The sequence below is a fragment of the Candidatus Poriferisodalis multihospitum genome, assembly GCF_028283155.1.
Taxonomy (GTDB): Bacteria; Actinomycetota; Acidimicrobiia; order Acidimicrobiales; family Poriferisodalaceae; genus Poriferisodalis; species Poriferisodalis multihospitum.
The window spans coordinates 1-16,742 of the sequence record NZ_JAPYOK010000033.1 but is presented as its reverse complement, the minus strand read 5'-3'; the positions used below and the strand labels follow the sequence as shown (position 1 = coordinate 16,742).

Genomic DNA, 16,742 nt, shown 5'->3' with positions numbered 1-16,742 from the left:
GCATGACGGACCCGGCCATGAAGGAACTCCTCGAGCGGTTTCGCGGACGAGAACAGGTGCCAGCCGTCGCAGCAGCCTTAGTCGGAGCTGACGGGATCGTCGAGTCTGCTGTATCGGGAGTGCGGCGCCGCTGCACAGCTGACGAAGTGACGATGTCAGATGCGTGGCACATCGGATCCTGCGCCAAGACGATGACGGCGGTCCTCTGGGCACGGCTTGTCGAGCACGATCTGGCGAGGTGGAACATGCCGCTTGCCGAGGCGCTCGGCTGCCCTCGCGGTCGAGTGCACGCTGACTGGGCCGGCCAGACGGTTGACGATGCACTGCGGTGGCACGCAGGTGTCCGGCCGAACCTCGCGCCGTCGGCCATGCGGCAGGCGTGGGCCGACTCCCGCCCGTTCGAAGACCAACGTTTCGACATCGCCGCACGCGTGGTGGCATCGCCGCCGCGACGACCGGGGCGCTTTGCCTACTCAAACCTGAGCTACATGCTTGTGGCAGCCGCTGTGGACCGTCTGGCGCCGATGCCGTTCGAGACGGCCTTGGGCGCCTACGTGCTTCAGCCCCTCAGAATCAGCAGTGCAGGATTCGGCGCGCCGGCGCGCGTGCTGGGTCACCGTTCACGAATCCGGCTCGGTCCCGTACGCGCGCTGCCCGGCGCTCCGGTCGTGGCGTCACACCCGATGAGTGACAACCCGCCGGTCATGTCAGCCGCGGGGACCGTTCACATCAACATCGAAGACTGGGCGCGATTCGTGGGAATCTTCCTCCGCGACAACTCGACAGCACTGTGCAGCGGGAAGCCGTTCCTGCAGCCTGAGACAGTCGAGCACCTGCTGACGCCCGTCACCGCGAGACCTGTCAGCGCGGCAATGGGATGGATGGCGACTGACAAGAGTGCTGCGTTCTCCTACGCCATGCAGGGATCCAACACCCTTTGGTCTGCAACAGCCGGCCTCGACAGCGACCGTGGTCGAGGAGTCGTCGTGGCGGCCAACGACGGACGTTCTCGCGTGCTGCGGGCAATGGCTCGCTTGGCACTCCAGCTCTTGCAGGCGTGATCGGTGGGCAGAGCGTCACGGCCTGACAGGCATCAGCGGCATCTGCAAGGCTGCGGCCCATGAGCGAGCAACTGCCTGGACACGTCGACGACCCGGTGATGTCCCATAGCGAGTCGATCGAGATCGATGCCCCGCCTGAGAAGGTGTGGGAGATGGTGACGGCGCTAGACCGCTACGGCGAATGGAGCAACGAGAACACCGGCGGGTACTGGCGCAAGGGGCCTGACGGCGTGCCCGGCACCGGGCAGGTCGGCGACATGTTCGTCGGCATCAACCGTCTCGACGGCGAAGAGTGGAAGGCCCCCGTCGAGATCATCCGCCGGGTCGACAACGAGGATTTCGCCTTCGTGACAGGCGGCCTCGAATACAACATCGTCCTGTGGCGCTACCAGCTAGCGCCCAAGGGTGCGGGCACCACACTGACCGAGACCTGGACGCTCCGCAAGCTCTCGCCGCGCATGGTCGAGTTCGGGCAGAAAGAACTCGACTACCGGGCCAGCAACGCCCGCGCCGGTATCCGCGCCACGCTCGCAGCGATGAAGGCGGCCGCAGAGGCCTAGCGCCTATGGAGCGAGCCGTTCAGCCGGGAATGCCGATCATCTGCGCTGTTGCGTGCATGTTCACCAGACCGTCGAAGTCGACGAATTCGCTGAAGCCGTCCTCGGTGATGGTGGCCCGGTAGTCGTCCCAACCCTGCGGATCGCGGAAGTACAGCTCCGCCATGCCCAAGTAGGCCTCATTCGCGGGATCCTGGCTGTGGTTCACCACGTAGCGCAGCCCGCCGATCTCGCCCATGACGCCTCGCACGTTGGGCGCATGCACTTCGAGCCAATGCCGGAAGGCCTCGTCGTAGTCGATGCCGTCCCGGGCAGGCACTAGGAACGACACCTTGAAGAAGCCCGACCGCGTCGCCGGGAACGGCTCGTTGAGGGTGTTCGGCACGACCGGCAGCTCGCCGTCGATCACCACGTACTCGGTGGTTGCCCACCCCACGTACGGCTGAGCCTTCTCCTGAAACGTGTCTCGGGGCACCGTGCCGTGCGGCTCGGGCGGGTTCGGGATCGCCCGGTCGAACCAGAGCTGCGCCATGCCGTCCCAAGGCACGTCTTTGCCGGGCCGCTGATCGAACAGCGTCGCTATGTATTTCGTGGCGTGGACCTTGCCGTCGGCGGCGGCGCGCTCCTGGCCGGCGATCACGTCGGGCATGTGATTCTTGAACCAGTTCGCGACCAATTCGTCGCGGGTGGCCTCCGGCCGACGCTTGATGAGGAAGATCATCTTGGCGCCGGGTGTTGCTGCGATGGCCGATGACATCAGTGCCTCCTGGGCTGTGATCGTCGGGCGGATGCCGCCCTGCCTGCCGCGATCCTGCCATCTAGCCCCAACCGCCGCAGCGCTGTGCCGCCGCGACACCGTCATCACCTGAGTTGGCAACTCCTAGTCGGACAGTTCGGTCGTCAGCGCTTTGGCAAGCAGGTCGTAGTCGTCGGGCCGGTTGTAGAGGTGGGCCGAGACCCGCAGCACGCGCTCGGGCGGCGCAGGCCAGGTGAACACCGGCACTTCGATGCCGTGACGGTCGCGCAGCGCCGCCATCAGCGGGTCGAAGATCGCCGAGCCCGAGTTGCCGGCCGGGGGCAGCGGCACGCTGGCGATGGCGCCGATCATGTCCGCCGGTGCCGGCGGAGCAATGCCGAGCGCTTCCATGAGCACGTCGCGACCGGTCAGGCAGAGTTCGCGGATTGCCGCCTTCACCCCCGGCCAGCCGTCGGGATGCATGGCCTCGACCGTGGCCAGAGCATCGGCGACAGTCAGCCAGGCCGTCGGATCATGAGTGCCCGTCCAATCGAACTGGGCATGCAGATGCCCCCCTTCCGACGGCCAGCCGCCGTTGTAGCCGTGGCTGACAACAGCGTGGTGCACGCCATCGCGCCGGTCGGGTCGCACCCACAGAAATGCGGCGCCCTTGGCCGAGCACATCCACTTGTGGCAGTTCGCAGTGACGTACGAAGCGCCCAACTCCGTCACGTCGAAATCGATCATGCCAGGTGCGTGTGCCGCATCGACGAGCACCCGCACATCGGGTTCCAGCCGCGCCGCCAGCTCATCCACCGGCATGACTAGGCCCGTCGCCGAGGTGACCGCATCGATGAGCAGGATGCGCGTGCGGTCGGTAACGGCACTGAGCACAGCGTCAACTATCTCGCTGCGGTCGTCGAGCGGGAACGGCACTGCTGCGGTGGTGACTACGGCGCCGACACGTGAGGCCGACACAGCCGCGGCGTTGGCGCAAGCGTTGTATTCGTGGTCGGTCACCAGAATCTCGTCGCCGGGCGACAGGCTCGGTTCCAACGAACGCAACACCGAGTTCACGCCCGCTGTTGCGTTTGTGACGAACACGAGCCCTGCCGGGTCGGCACCGACGAACTCCGCCACAGCTCGCCGCGTGTCGTCCAGCCGCTCCTGGTATTCGCCCTCGAGGAAGAACCGGGTCGGGTTGGCCTCGATGCGGGTGCGGATGGCCTGCTGCGCTTCGAGCACGCCTGCAGGAGTCGCTCCGAACGAGCCGTGATTGAGATGCAGCACTTCTGGGTCCAACAGCCATGCAGTCACGCAGATCACGCTACGGCGCGCTCCGGGCCGACCTCCACACGACTTGGGCATCGCCGGTAACTTCCGCACCGACATGCTGCAGCCGTTCACCGTCGCCGACTGCGTCGCCGCCAACGCCCGGTCGTTTCCGGACAGGTGCGCTATCGAAGTGCTCGACCCTCGCACGACGGGAGGTGTCGAGCCGATCGAGACGTGGACGTACGGCGCGCTCTGGGGCCGGGCCGAGGCCTTGGCGGATGCACTGGGTCCCGTGTCCGCAGGCCCGCACGGGCCGATGGCCGGTCTCTTGCTGCCGAACGGCGCCGATCACGCTGCCGCCTACCTCGCCTGCCAGCTCGTTGGCGCTGCTGCAGTGCCGGTCAACAGCCGGCTCGCCGAGCCTGAGGTCCGCTACGTGCTGGAGGACTCGGGCGCCGCGGTGCTGCTCTCCGCCGAGCCATTCATTGACATCGCCCGCCGGGTCACTGCCGATCTCGGCATCGGGCTGATCGACGCTGCCGAGACTCCCGTCTCGGCGCCGATGAGGTGGTCCAGGCCCATCGGTCCGTATGCCGACGGCGATCGCCGCACTGGTCGGCTGGTGCCGAGCACTACGCCCACCGAGGTCACCACCGACGAACGCGCTGCGATGATCGCGTATACGTCGGGCACGACCGGCTTTCCCAAGGGAAGCATCAATTCCAACGCGGGCTTCCTGATGCGCCTGATGCACTGGAGCTGGACATTTGGGTTGACCGCCCGCGAGGTTGTGTCGACGCCGGGTCCGATGTTCCACCTCTCGTACGGCGGGCTGACGTTGGCGCAACTGGTGGCCGGCGGGCGCGCCCGTGTCATGACTGCGTTCGAGCCGCACGCGGCCCTCACCGAGTACGCCCACCACAGCACTTGGGCATTCCTCGTGCCCTCGATGACCGCTGCCATTGCCGAGGCTTGGCGGAACGCTGGACGGCCGCCGTTGGGGGCGTTGCGGTACCTGCTGTCCGCAGGTGCACCCGGACCGATGTCCTTGCTCGACGAGGCGTTCGACATCTTTCCTAATGCGGAGATCACCGACGGCTACGGATGGACCGAAGCCGGCTGGGTGACCTACGACATCAAAGACCGCTCGGCGCTCGTGCCCCATTGTGTGGGAGGGCCGACGCCGGGCTCGGTGGTGAAGGTGGTTGACCCTGAGACCTGTGAAGAGGTTCCCGACGGCGTTGCCGGGGAAGTGGTCGCCATGTCGATGGTGCCGTTCGAGGGATATCTGGGACGACCCGAAGCGACGGCGGCGGCGCACACCCCCGATGGATTCGCCCGTTCGGGCGACATGGGCATCATGACTGCCGACGGCCGGTTGGCGATTGTGGACCGGGTCAAGGACATGATCATCAGCGGCGGGGAGAACGTGTACTGCGCCGAGGTGGAGCGCGTCCTCGTCGAGCATCGGGATATTGCCGAGGCGGCCGTGGTCGGATTGCCCGACGAACGCTGGGGCGAGCGCGTCGTCGCGGCCGTGGTGCCTCACGAGGGCAGCCAGCCCGAACCGGCTGAGGTGATTGACTTCGTGCGCGACCGACTGGCCCACTACAAGTGCCCGCGGGAGTTGATGGTCGTCGGCGATCTGCCCCGCAATGCCATGGGCAAGGTGCTCAAGCCGCTTCTCGCCCAGCAATTCGGTCCGGAGGCCCAAGCGTCGTCCAGCAGCGCCTGATACTCGCCGCCGAGAACTTCGCAGCCGGCATCGTGAAATGGCGCGGCGCACGTCGCGGGAATCTCGGCCCCGAGGCCCAGCCCCTCAGAACGGGGCGCGAACATGTTGACCGGACACAGGAGACGTCATGGAGAAGCTGCTCGTCGCGAACCGGGGCGAGATCGCCATCCGGGCTTTTCGCGCTGCGACCCAGCTTGGTATCCGGACGGTTGCGATCCTTCCCGTCGAGGAGGAGCGCAGCGGTGCCCTGCACCGGATCAAGGCCGACGAGGCGTACGTCATCGGTACCGAGGGCCGGCCGGTGCGGGCGTATCTCGACCACGAGGCCATCGTGGCCAAGGCGGTCGAGGTCGGCGCCGACGCCATCTACCCCGGCTACGGGTTCCTGTCGGAGAGTCCCGATCTCGCCGACGCATGCGCAGCTGCAGGTGTCACGTTCGTCGGACCGAGCGGGGAAGTGCTGAGGCTCACCGGCAACAAGATCCGGGCGCGGCAAGCAGCCGACGAGGCAGGCCTGCCCGTGCTGCGCCAGTCGGCGCCCATCGACCCCGACAGCGACATCGATGTCGTCGCCACTGCTACGGGGATCGGGTTCCCGCTGTTCGTCAAGGCCGCGTCAGGTGGCGGCGGTCGGGGCATGCGCCGTGTGGAGCGTCCGAGCGACCTGTCAGAGGCGATCGACGCCGCACGGCGAGAGGCGCACAGTGCGTTCGGCGACGGCACCGTCTTCCTGGAAGAAGCCATGACCGACGTGCGCCATATCGAGGCGCAGGTGCTGGCCGACGCGGGCGGCAGCGTCGTACATCTCTACGAACGCGACTGCTCGGTGCAGCGGCGGTTCCAGAAAGTGGTCGAAATGGCTCCCGCCCGGGATCTCGACTCTGCGGTGCGAGGGCAACTGCTCGCAGACGCCGTCCGGTTCGCTGAGGCCATCGGCTATGCGAACGCGGGCACTGTGGAGTTCCTGGTGGACGCCAGCGGTCGGCATGTCTTCATCGAGATGAACCCTCGCATCCAGGTAGAGCACACCGTGACCGAGGAGGTGACCGATGTGGACTTGGTGGAATCGCAGTTGCGCATCGCTTCGGGTGCCACGCTCGACGATCTCGGATTGAGCCAGGGCAACATCAGCCTGCGGGGCTTTGCACTGCAGTGCCGGGTCACCGCGGAGAACCCGGCCAACGACTTCCGTCCTGATACCGGCCGCATCGTGGCGTACCGACCTGCCAGCGGCGCGGGCGTGCGTCTGGACGGCTGCGTGTACCAGGGGGTGGAGATCACCCCGCACTTCGACTCGATGATCGAGAAGATCACCTGCCGCGGGCCGAGCTTCGACACAGTGGTCCGCCGGATGCAGCGCACGCTGGCCGAGTACCGGGTGCGGGGCGTGTCGACCAACCAGCCGTACCTGCAGGCAATCCTGGCCGACGCTGAATTCCGAGCCGGACCGGTCACGACCACCTTCATCGATGATCGTCCCGAGCTGACCGCCGCGTCGGTGGGCGCCGACCGAGCCACTCGCCTGCTGCGCTATCTGGCCGACGTAACCGTCCACCAGCCCAACGGATCGGCCCCGACCCGTGTCGATCCTGCGAGCAAGCTGGCACCGACGCCGCGCACGCCGCCGGACGGGTCGAAGCAGCGACTCGACGAGCTCGGACCGCCTGGCTTCGCCGCCGAACTGCGAGCGGCAACCACTGTGGCCATCACCGACACCACGCTGCGCGACGCTCACCAATCCATCCTGGCTACCCGGCTGCGCACCATCGACCTGGTGGCCGGCGCCCGCCAGATGGCCCACAACATGCCGCAGCTGCTCAGCATGGAGTGCTGGGGCGGCGCCACCTTCGACGTGGCGCTGCGGTTCCTGCACGAGGACCCGTGGGAACGACTGCGGCGCATACGTGCCGCGGCACCCAACATCTGCACCCAGATGCTCCTGCGAGGGCGCAACACGGTGGGCTACTCGCCCTATCCCGACACGGTCGCCCACGAGTTCGTGGCCGAGGCAGCCGAGTGCGGGATGGACATATTCCGGGTGTTCGATGCGTTCAACTCCATCGACCAGATGCGGCCCGCCATCGAAGCGGTCATCGAGACCGGCGCCGTGGCCGAGGGCACCATTTGCTACTCGGGCAACCTGTCCAGCCCCGATGAGGACCTCTACACCCTCGACTACTACCTCGGGGTCGCCGAGCAGCTCGACGCCGCCGGAGTGCACATCCTGTGCATCAAGGACATGGCCGGGCTGCTGCGACCGCCGGCCGCGACGACTCTGGTCACTGCGCTGCGGGATCGATTCGCCCAGCCTGTGCACCTGCACACGCACGACACCGGCGGCGGGCAGCTCGCGACCTATCTCGCAGCGATCGACGCCGGGGTGGATGCCATCGACGGTGCCGCTCCGCCCCTGTCGGGGATGACCTCCCAGCCGTCGATTGCCTCGATCGTGGCGATGACCGACGACACCGACCGGGCTACCGGGCTCAGTCTCGACGCGATCGGCGACATGGAGCCCTACTGGGAAGCAGTGCGGCACGTGTACGCGCCGTTCGAAGCTGGCCTGCCGTCGCCCACGGGCACCGTCTACCGCCACGAGATTCCCGGTGGGCAGCTCTCGAACCTGCGGTCGCAGGCACGGGCGCTGGGCTTGGGGCACCGCTTCGAGGAGGTCGAGCGGCTGTATGCGGCGTGCAACGACCTGCTCGGCCGCCCCATCAAGGTCACGCCGTCGTCGAAGGTTGTCGGCGACCTCGCCCTGCATCTCGTGGCCTCGGGCGTCTCGCCCGCAGAGCTGGCTGGCGACCCGGCTGGGGCCGACCTGCCCGACAGCGTCATCGGCTTTCTGCACGGCGAGCTCGGCACCCCGCCGGGCGGCTTCCCCGAGCCCTTCCGCACCCACGCCACCGAGAACCGCGACTGGGCCCCCAAGACCAAGGACCTCACCGACGACGACGTGGCGGGCCTGGCGGCCGATCGCGCCGCCACGCTGAATCGGCTGCTGTTCCCCACGCCCTCTGCGGCCCAGGACGAGAACACCCACCGCTACGGTGACCTGTCGGTGCTGCCGTCGCTGCTGTTCTGGTACGGGCTGGACCCTCATGACGACGACACCGCGGTGGTGCTCGGCCCAGGCGTGCGGCTGCTGCTGGGCCTTCGGTCCATCGGCGAGCCGAACGACGAGGGCATTCGCCTGGTGAGTTTCCGGGTGAACGGCCAGCCCCGAGACATCGACACGCTGGATCGCACCGTGGCCGTCGATCGGTCCGAGCACGCCAGGGCTGACCCCAGCATTCCGGGTCACGTGGCCGCACCGTTCCGGGGCGCGGTGAACGTGTCGGTGTCCGAAGGCGATCAGGTGGAAGCCGGGGACACGGTTGCGGTCATCGAGGCCATGAAGATGGAGTCGTCGATCTCTGCGCCCGTCACCGGCACGGTCATCTCGGTGGCCGCAGCCTCGGGGTCGCTGCTCGAGCCCGGCGACCTGATCGCGGAGATCCGCCCGGCCGGTCGCTCTGGCAGCCCAGAGAGCGAGCACGACGGCTGATCGGGAGAGGCGATTGGTTCCGCGCACTAGTGTTCGGAGCAGGAACCCAAGGGGTAGAACTGCGACATGGCAGCAGATGGGACGCAGCCGGAGGCTGACTGGACACAAGCGGAGGCAGAGTGGACGCAGCCGAACGCTGAGTTCTGGGCTCCCCAACGCAACGCCGTCGACGCATCCTTCGCCATGCAGCCGGCGGTGTACGCCGACGAGGATTTCTTCGCTGCTGAGCAGGAGCGCCTGTTCGGCCGGGCGTGGGTCGCAGTAGCCCTGGCTGAACAGGTTGCACTGCCGGGCCGGCTGCTGGTGCGGTCGGTGGGCGGACGTTCGGTGCTGCTGACCCGGTCCGACGGCGGCCTGCACGGCTTTCTGAATTCGTGCCGTCATCGCGGCACCGAGCTGGCCGAACGCGATTGCGACATCGCGAACACGATCCGCTGCCCGTACCACCGTTGGCACTACAGCGCCGACGGCCAGCTCGTATCGGCACCCCTGTTCGACGAGGTGCCCCGAGACGACTTCGATGTGGCCGACTACGGGCTGGTCCCCGTGCGTACAGAGGCCTGGGGCCCGCTGGTGTTCGTCTGCCTCAGCGAAGACACACCGCCGCTCGAGAAGTGGCTCGGCGATCTGCCCGACAGGTTGGCTGCCTACCAGTTCGCTGAGTGGCGCTCAACGGGGCTGGACGGAGCCGCAGGCACCTTCGACGTGGCGGCCAACTGGAAGCTCATCGTGGAGAACTTCGCGGAGTACTACCACCTGCCCTGGGTGCACCCGGAGCTGGCCAAGGTGTCCCGAGTGCCCGACCACTACCGCTACCAGGGTCCGGGCATGTACTGCGGCCAGACCACCACGCCGGTGTCGGGCGACGAGCGTGACGACTGGCTGACACTGCCTGCCGCAGCCGGACTCGACGATTCCGATGTCGCCAGCGGCAGATTCGTGGCCCTGTTCCCCAATGTGACGCTCGCCGTGCTGCCGAGCCACATGTTCCTGATGGTGCTGCAGCCGCTCGCCGCGGGCCGCACGCTCGAACACTGCACGTTCCTATTCCCGCCGGGCCCGATGACCGCGGGCGAGCCGTCGGCCGAGCTGCGGGAGGCTTTCGAGACCACACGCCGCTTCTGGATCGAGGTGAACGACGAGGACATCGACATCTGCGAGCGCGCCCAGCGTGGCATCTCGCTGGGCGGCGCGCCTCCGGGGCCGCTGGCCCCCCGCTTCGAAGAGCCGGTCAACCGGTTCCACAAGATGACCGCCGACCTGATGACACTCCCCTGCGCTGCCGACCTGACAGTGCCGGCGGGCGATCGACCCGGTGGCGTCGATCTCTACGGCAGCAAGCCGAATCCCCTGCCGCCGGCCATCGAGTCCGCCGAAGCTGCGTTGACGGGCAAGACTTCGCATTCGTGACTGAACGGGTGCAGGCCGTCGTGATCGGCGGCGGCGTCGTGGGCGCCTCGGTGCTGTTTCACCTGACCCGCGCCGGCTGGACCGATGTGGTGCTGCTCGAACGCGCTGACCTGACTGCGGGTTCGACCTGGCATGCGGCCGGCGGCATTCATCCCATCAACGCCGACCCGACCGTCGCAAAACTGCAGAAGTACACCATCGAGCTGTATCGCGAGATCGAGGCTGAATCCGGTCAGGACTGCGGCATCCACATGACTGGTGCGATCTTCCTGGCAGACACGCCCGAGCGTCTCGACTGGCTGCAGATGACCGACGCGCGAGGCAACTACCTGGGCATCGACTCCGAGATGATCCCGGTGGGCGAGGCTGCCCGGCTGCTGCCCATTATCGATCCCGGTCAATTCGTGGGCGCGATGCTCGATGCCGAGCACGGCCACGTGGATCCCTCCGGCGTGACCTACGCATATGCCAAGGCCGCGACCGCGGCGGGCGCGGTGATCCGCCGCCATACGTGGGCTCGTCGCATCGAGCGAACGCCTGACGGCGCTGCCTGGCGCATCGGGCTCTACGACACCTCCCGCGGCGACCTTGCCGGAGCCTCCGAGGCTGCAGGCGATGACGGCTGCGACGACTGGATCGAGGCGACCCACGTGGTGAACGCCGGCGGGCTCTGGGCTCGTGAAGTGGGCCGCATGGCCGGCGTGGAGCTGCCGGTGCTCGCAATGGAGCACACCTACGTGATCACCGAGCCTCTCGATGCCGTCATCGCCCACAATGAGCGCAGCGGCAGCGAGCTCATGGGTTCCATCGACTTCGGCGGCGAGATCTACACGCGCCAGGAGGGCCAGGGCCTGCTGGTCGGCACGTACGACCAGGCCGCGGTGGCATGGCAGCGCCGACAGACGCCGTGGGACTTCGAGCGGCGACTGCTGACGCCCGATCTCGAGCGCATCGCACCGTCGCTGGAGACCGCCTTCAGGCACTTTCCCGTGCTCGGCGATGTCGGCATCGCGCGAGTGGTCAACGGACCGTTCACCTTCTCTCCCGATGGGAACCCGCTGGTCGGGCCGATCCGCGGTCTGCCGAACTTCTGGTCTGCCTGCGGTGTGCTGGCCGGACTCTGCCAGGGCGGCGGCGTAGGCCTCGCGCTGTCCAAGTGGATGACGACCGGCGATCCCGGATTCGATGTGTGGGCCATGGATCTCGCACGATTCGGCGATTGGGCCACCCGCCCGTACACCGCCGCCAAGGTGCGCGAGAACTACCGGCGGCGCTTCAGCATCGCCTTCCCGAACGAGTTCCTTCCCGAGGGACGTCCCTTGGCGACCACCCCGATCTACGAGCCCCAGCGTGACGCCGGCGCCGTCTTCGGCGACGTGTACGGATTGGAAGTGCCGCTGTGGTTTGCGCCCGAGCCCGGCACAGTCGAGGACGTCACCTTCGGTCGCTCCAATGCGTGGCCTCACGTCCGTGCAGAAGTGCACGCTGTGCGCCATGACGTCGGTCTCATGGAGACGTCAGGATTTGCCAAGTTCCTGGTGGAAGGGTCCGGTGCGCGGGCATGGCTCACCCACCTGCTCGCGGGCAGACTTCCGCCGCCAGGCAGGATCTCGCTCTCGCCGATGTGCAACGAGCGAGGCAATCTCACCGGCGATCTCACGGTTGCCTGCCTGCCGGCGGCGACCGGAACTCCCGACGGGCCGGTGCACACGGCGACCGGCGGCGCCACCGGCAATGCCGCGACCGCCGAGCGCTTCATCATCTTCGGATCGGGCATCGCCGAGCGCCACTACGAGCGCTGGTTCGACGCTGATCTCGCTCGCTGGCGCGCATCAGCCGCAACGCCGCAGGGAACAGCCTGGTACCGGACGCTCGGCGCCGAGCTGTGCGGCGTGGCCATTGCGGGGCCCAAATCGAGAGATCTCCTCTCGGAGGTGACCGACGCTGACGTCTCCGATGAGGCGATGCGTTTCGGCAGCTTCACCGCGGTCGATGTGGGCTGGGCGCGAGCGTGGTGCGGCCGCCTGAGCTACACCGGTGATCTCGGTTACGAGCTGTGGACCGATGCCAGATACCTGCGTCATGTCTTCGACCTGCTCATGACGCATGGCCGGCCCTACGGGCTGCGGCTGTTCGGCTTGGCGGCGCTGAATTCGCTTCGACTGGACAAGAGCTTCGGCAGCTGGGCGCGTGAGTACCGGCCCACCTACGACCCCTTCGAGGCCGGCTTGGGCCGCTTCGTCCGATTCACGAGAGCCGGCGACGACGGCGTTGACTTCGTCGGGCGTGCAGCCCTGGTCGACAAGTACGGACTTGGCGGAACTGCGACGGGCGACCGAAGTGCCTCGGCTGGAGCAATGGCGCTGTGCGCGTGGACGGTCGATAGCCCACTCGACGAATCCGGCTTCGACGCAGTCGGCGACGAGCCCATCTATTGCAGCGGAGAGCCGGTCGGCTGGGTGACATCTGGCGGATTCGCGCACCACAGCAATGTGTCCGTCGCCATGGGTTATGTGCCGGTCGAATTCGCACACGACGGTGCGGATTTTGGGATCGAAATCGTGGGTGAACGGCGCGCAGCCCACCTCATCGCTGACTGCCTCTGGGATCCAACCGGCAGGGCCATGCGCCGGTGAGCCCGGCTTGTCGCATTTTCTGGCCCGGATACGCTCGACTCCAGGCGTTGAGTTGGATTGACTAAATCTATAGCGGCATAGGTATTTCCAAATAGTACGGCGAAGAATATAGACAGCTGCACTTCAAAATACCGGCGATTTTTGGCCGCATTTCATGAGCAATCCGGGTTGATTGTCTCCGGCTTGAAGTACCCTTACGCTCTTCCACTTCTTGTAAGCACCGGGAAGAGATACAGGTCAAACGTCGGTGATGTCATAGATATGTCCTCACGCTTGGAAATGCATCACTACGAAACCATCGTCGCGGTCTCGGAAACCGGATCGGTGACCGCGGCGGCCGGTCGACTTCATGTCAGCCAATCTGCAGTGAGCCATCGGCTGGCCGAAGCTGAGCGGCGCCTCGGTGGACGCCTCTTCGAACGCCGGCCATCTCGCGGCATGCAACCCACACCTGCGGCGCTGGCGCTGTGCCAAGCCGCCCATCGCGCAATGCCGGATCTGGCACGGGCCGAGCAGGACTTCATGCGCAGCGTCGGCGGTACCACGGCCACGGTCCGGATCGGCGTCGGGTCATACGACTGCTACCACTGGCTGGCGCCGTTTGCGGCAGCGTGCAGCGAACGGCTGGAAGGACTGCTCCTCGAACTGGTGGTCGTGGGCGACATGCCAGTGCCACGACTCGCTGACGGGACGGCCGACCTCGTGCTCGCTCCGGGACCGGCGCCGGGGGCGCGTGACGCGATCCACCTGTTCACCGATGAGCTGGTGCTGGTCACACACCCAGAGCACCGACTCGCCAGCCGGACATGGATCGGGCCCGAGGCGATCGCGGAAGAGAACTACTTCACATACAACCGGCAGCCGTCGCCTGGCTTCGAGTACGAGCGCTTCGTCCGCCCTGCGGGACTGTCGCCCCGAACGATCACCGTGCTCGAGCAGACCGGCGCCATCGCCGAGATGATCGCGGCTGACTTCGGAGTGTCCATTCTCAGCCGGTGGGCGATGTCGCCGTGGCTCGATTCCGGGCGACTCGTCGCCGTGCGCTGCGGTCGTTCTGGGCTCGACCTGGAATGGTCGGCCCTCACCCGAGTCGAAACAGACGACGACGCACCTGAGCGGCAGGTTGCCAATGCCATCGTCGGCTGGCTCGGCAATCCGAGCAACAGCTGAGCCCAACCGGTTTGTCTGACCGCCTGGCTCAGTCGAGCAGCGACCTGCTGATCACGACGTCCTGGATCTCGGTGGCACCGTCGACGTAGTGCGTCAGGCGTGAGGCGGCGAGGTGCCGGGGCAGCGGATGGTCGCGCCGGCCGCCCGCTGCGCCCATCACCTGCATGCAGTCGGCCAAGCCTCGCTCGGCAACGCGAGTGGCGAACTTCTTGGCGTGTGCTGCGTGGACAGCCGCTGGTCGGCCTTCTGCCACCGCCAGCGCTGCCCGATAGGCGAGCAGGCGGGCAGCCTCCAGGTCGGTTGCCACGTCGGCCAGCTTGAAGCGCACGCCCTGCAGGTCGGCGATGCGGCCGCCGAACGCCTGCCGCTTGCGGACGTAATCGATGGCAGTCGCGAGGCCGGTGCGCATCATGCCGCAGCACATTGCCGCCACCAGCACCCGGGCGATGTCGATGCCTTCCATCGCGGCAACGAACCCTTCGCCGAGGGGCACCATGACATCAGCGTCAGCTACCCGGCACTCGTCGAAGCGGATCTCGTTGGTGCCGATGCCGTGGGCGCCGATGAGCTCGTAGCCGTCGGTCCGCTCGATGCCGTCAGTGCTGCTGTCGACGAGGAACGTCATGATGCCCCGGTGTCCCGCTGCGGGATCGGCCTGCGCGTACACCGACATCACGTCGGCCGCCGTGCCATTGCTGACCCATGCCTTGCGACCGTCGATGACCCACTCGTCGCCGTCGCGACGCGCTGCAGTAGTGATCTTGGCGGCATCGCTGCCGACGCCCGGCTCCGTCAAGAGGAAAGCGCCGAGCCGCTCGCCCGAGACCAACGGCCCCAGTGCCCGCTCCCGCATCTCCGCGGGGGCACGCCTGCTCACCGCACCCGCCAGATTGTTGTGACAGACGAGCACGAATGCGATGGCGAAGTCGGCCGCGGCCACCTCTTCGAGCACCCGTGCCAGCCCGACCTGACTCAGCCCCGAACCACCATCGGCAACGGGCACGAGCAACCCGCACAGCTGTTCTTCCGCCGCACTCTGAAATGCCTCAGCCGCGAAGCGGCGTTCACGCTCCCAGGACTCGGCGTGCGGCGCGACCGCAGAGCTGGCCCATGCCGTCGCCCGATCCACCACCGCCTGGTCTGCTGCTCCCACCGCAGCGTCCGCCACCTCTGGCATGAGTTCATCGGCCAGTTCCGACGGGGGCATGACGTCGAGATCGATTGCAGCTGAGGTCATGGCCCGCATCTTGCCATCCTCACGTCCCGCCCATCTGCGAGAGGATCGCGGATCCCTGGAGTGAGGCCGATGGCCCGCGACGCCATGCCGGGCCGTCGTACAGTTCGCCAACCGGTCGGCTACCAGGCCGCCGGGTGCCGAGAAGGGCTGCCGAGATGAATCCAGACCGCCCCTCCGAGCGCCAGGGCAACCGTGCCGGCGTCCAGCTCGGCGCCGACGAGGCGATCGAACGCATCGGACGGCGGGCCCGCGTGTATGTCGCGCAAGGCTCGGCGGCCCCGTACGGCCTGCTCGCCGCCATTGACGCGGCGCACGACCGCTTCGCCGAGCTCGAGTTCGTCAGCGCCTTCCTGCTGGATCGGCCCGCACCGCTGGATCATCTCGGCAACCCGTTCCGCTGGACGTCACTGCAGCCGAGCGGGGCTCTGCGCGACGCACTCGACAGCCCGCACTTCGGCGTGGTCCCGGCCCGCTACTCGGACATCACCGGCCTCGTGGGACCCGGCGGCGGCCTGGAGGCCGACGTTCTGCTCTGCCAGGTCAGCCCGCCTGACGCAGACGGCCGCATGAGCCTCGGCACCGGCGTCGGCGGTCACGTCGACCTGCTGCGATCCACCCCGCTGGTGATCGCGCAGGTGAACCCGCACATGCCGTACGTACACGGCGCGGGGGAATGCCACCGCACAGACTTTGACGGGCTCGTCGAAGTCGACGAGCCGCTGCCGGAGCTGGCGCCCGCCGTGGTCGATGAGACCGCGGCGGCAATTGCGGCCCACGTCGGCCAGTTCATCGGCGACGGGACGACGCTGCAGTTCGGGATCGGCTCTATCCCCGATGCGGTGCTCTCCAGCCTGGCCGACCGCCGGCACCTCGGCCTGCACGGCGGCATGATCAACGACGCCTGCATCGACCTCATCGACAGCGGTGCGGTGGACAACCGTCACAAGGGACCGGTCGGTGACGGCGTCAGCGTCGCCGCAGAGGTGATGGGCACGCGCCGCCTCTACGACTGGGTCGACGGCAATCCGGCGGTGCAGCTCGTGAACGGCGCGTTGAGCCACGGCATCGAAGGCATCGCCCAGATTCGCAACTTCGTGGCACTGCAATCGACCGTGCAGATGGCCCTCGACGGCTCGGCGAACTCCGAAATGATCGCGGGCCGCTACATCTCCGGACCCGGCGGGGCGCCCGACTTCGCATTCGGCGCCTGTGTAGCGACCGGCGGCCGGTCCATTGTCGCCATGCCGTCCACCGCAGCCAGCGGACGCATCTCGCGCATCGTGGCCCAGCTCGAGCCGGGCGCCCCCACAACGCTCCCGGCCTACACCGCGGACATAGTCGCCACCGAATTCGGCGCCGTGGAACTCCGAGGCCGCAC

General features: G+C 67.4%; 11 protein-coding genes. 8 read left to right on the top strand and 3 right to left on the bottom strand.

The features are described from left to right. Positions 1 to 2 precede the first annotated feature (2 nt). Positions 3 to 1,061 carry a serine hydrolase domain-containing protein gene (locus VI480_RS02590; RefSeq protein WP_323671254.1) on the top strand — a complete coding sequence of 353 codons (1,059 nt, stop codon included), beginning with the start codon at positions 3 to 5 and terminating at the stop codon, positions 1,059 to 1,061. Between the two features lie 59 nt (positions 1,062 to 1,120). Next, positions 1,121 to 1,621 (top strand): SRPBCC family protein, encoded by a 501-nt coding sequence (locus VI480_RS02585; protein ID WP_323671253.1) that lies wholly within the window; start codon positions 1,121 to 1,123, stop codon positions 1,619 to 1,621. A 19-nt stretch (positions 1,622 to 1,640) separates the two neighbouring features. Here VI480_RS02585 and VI480_RS02580 read toward each other — a convergent pair whose 3' ends face one another. Then, positions 1,641 to 2,375: an EthD domain-containing protein gene (locus VI480_RS02580; protein ID WP_323671252.1), complete on the bottom strand. Its 735-nt coding sequence runs from the start codon at positions 2,373 to 2,375 to the stop codon at positions 1,641 to 1,643. A gap of 123 nt (positions 2,376 to 2,498) precedes the next feature. Further along, positions 2,499 to 3,671: an aminotransferase class V-fold PLP-dependent enzyme gene (locus VI480_RS02575; protein ID WP_323671251.1), complete on the bottom strand. Its 1,173-nt coding sequence runs from the start codon at positions 3,669 to 3,671 to the stop codon at positions 2,499 to 2,501. A 43-nt stretch (positions 3,672 to 3,714) separates the two neighbouring features. On the opposite strand from VI480_RS02575, the gene VI480_RS02570 reads away from it, so the two are divergent. The 5 genes from VI480_RS02570 to VI480_RS02550 all read left to right on the top strand — a co-directional run bounded on the left by VI480_RS02570 (position 3,715) and on the right by VI480_RS02550 (position 14,127). After that, positions 3,715 to 5,364, top strand: coding sequence for a class I adenylate-forming enzyme family protein (locus VI480_RS02570; RefSeq protein ID WP_323671250.1), 1,650 nt, complete (start codon positions 3,715 to 3,717; stop codon positions 5,362 to 5,364). Between the two features lie 127 nt (positions 5,365 to 5,491). After that, positions 5,492 to 8,911 (top strand): pyruvate carboxylase, encoded by a 3,420-nt coding sequence (locus VI480_RS02565; protein WP_323671249.1) that lies wholly within the window; start codon positions 5,492 to 5,494, stop codon positions 8,909 to 8,911. A gap of 66 nt (positions 8,912 to 8,977) precedes the next feature. Continuing rightward, on the top strand, positions 8,978 to 10,321 hold the full coding sequence (locus VI480_RS02560; RefSeq protein ID WP_323671248.1) for an aromatic ring-hydroxylating dioxygenase subunit alpha: 1,344 nt from the start codon (positions 8,978 to 8,980) through the stop codon (positions 10,319 to 10,321). Continuing rightward, positions 10,318 to 12,957 carry an FAD-dependent oxidoreductase gene (locus tag VI480_RS02555; protein ID WP_323671247.1) on the top strand — a complete coding sequence of 880 codons (2,640 nt, stop codon included), beginning with the start codon at positions 10,318 to 10,320 and terminating at the stop codon, positions 12,955 to 12,957. The genes VI480_RS02560 and VI480_RS02555 overlap by 4 nt, the downstream gene beginning before the upstream one ends. 261 nt (positions 12,958 to 13,218) lie before the next feature. Further along, positions 13,219 to 14,127: a LysR family transcriptional regulator gene (locus tag VI480_RS02550; protein ID WP_323671246.1), complete on the top strand. Its 909-nt coding sequence runs from the start codon at positions 13,219 to 13,221 to the stop codon at positions 14,125 to 14,127. Positions 14,128 to 14,155: 28 nt separating this feature from the next. Here the strand turns inward: VI480_RS02550 and VI480_RS02545 are convergent, their stop codons facing one another. Further along, positions 14,156 to 15,364, bottom strand: a complete 1,209-nt coding sequence (locus VI480_RS02545) for an acyl-CoA dehydrogenase family protein (RefSeq protein ID WP_323671245.1) — start codon at positions 15,362 to 15,364, stop codon at positions 14,156 to 14,158. A 155-nt stretch (positions 15,365 to 15,519) separates the two neighbouring features. On the opposite strand from VI480_RS02545, the gene VI480_RS02540 reads away from it, so the two are divergent. Further along, the coding region (locus VI480_RS02540; RefSeq protein ID WP_323671244.1) for an acetyl-CoA hydrolase/transferase family protein at positions 15,520 to 16,742 on the top strand (1,223 nt) is incomplete at its 3' end.

Excerpts from the sequence above, each read along its gene's own strand:
- VI480_RS02590 (WP_323671254.1), top strand. The coding sequence starts at position 3 with ATGACGGACCCGGCCATGAAGGAACTCCTCGAGCGGTTTCGCGGACGA.
- VI480_RS02585 (WP_323671253.1), top strand. The coding sequence starts at position 1,121 with ATGAGCGAGCAACTGCCTGGACACGTCGACGACCCGGTGATGTCCCAT.
- VI480_RS02580 (WP_323671252.1), bottom strand. The coding sequence starts at position 2,375 with ATGTCATCGGCCATCGCAGCAACACCCGGCGCCAAGATGATCTTCCTC.
- VI480_RS02565 (WP_323671249.1), top strand. The coding sequence starts at position 5,492 with ATGGAGAAGCTGCTCGTCGCGAACCGGGGCGAGATCGCCATCCGGGCT.
- VI480_RS02560 (WP_323671248.1), top strand. The coding sequence starts at position 8,978 with ATGGCAGCAGATGGGACGCAGCCGGAGGCTGACTGGACACAAGCGGAG.
- VI480_RS02550 (WP_323671246.1), top strand. The coding sequence starts at position 13,219 with ATGTCCTCACGCTTGGAAATGCATCACTACGAAACCATCGTCGCGGTC.
- VI480_RS02545 (WP_323671245.1), bottom strand. The coding sequence starts at position 15,364 with ATGACCTCAGCTGCAATCGATCTCGACGTCATGCCCCCGTCGGAACTG.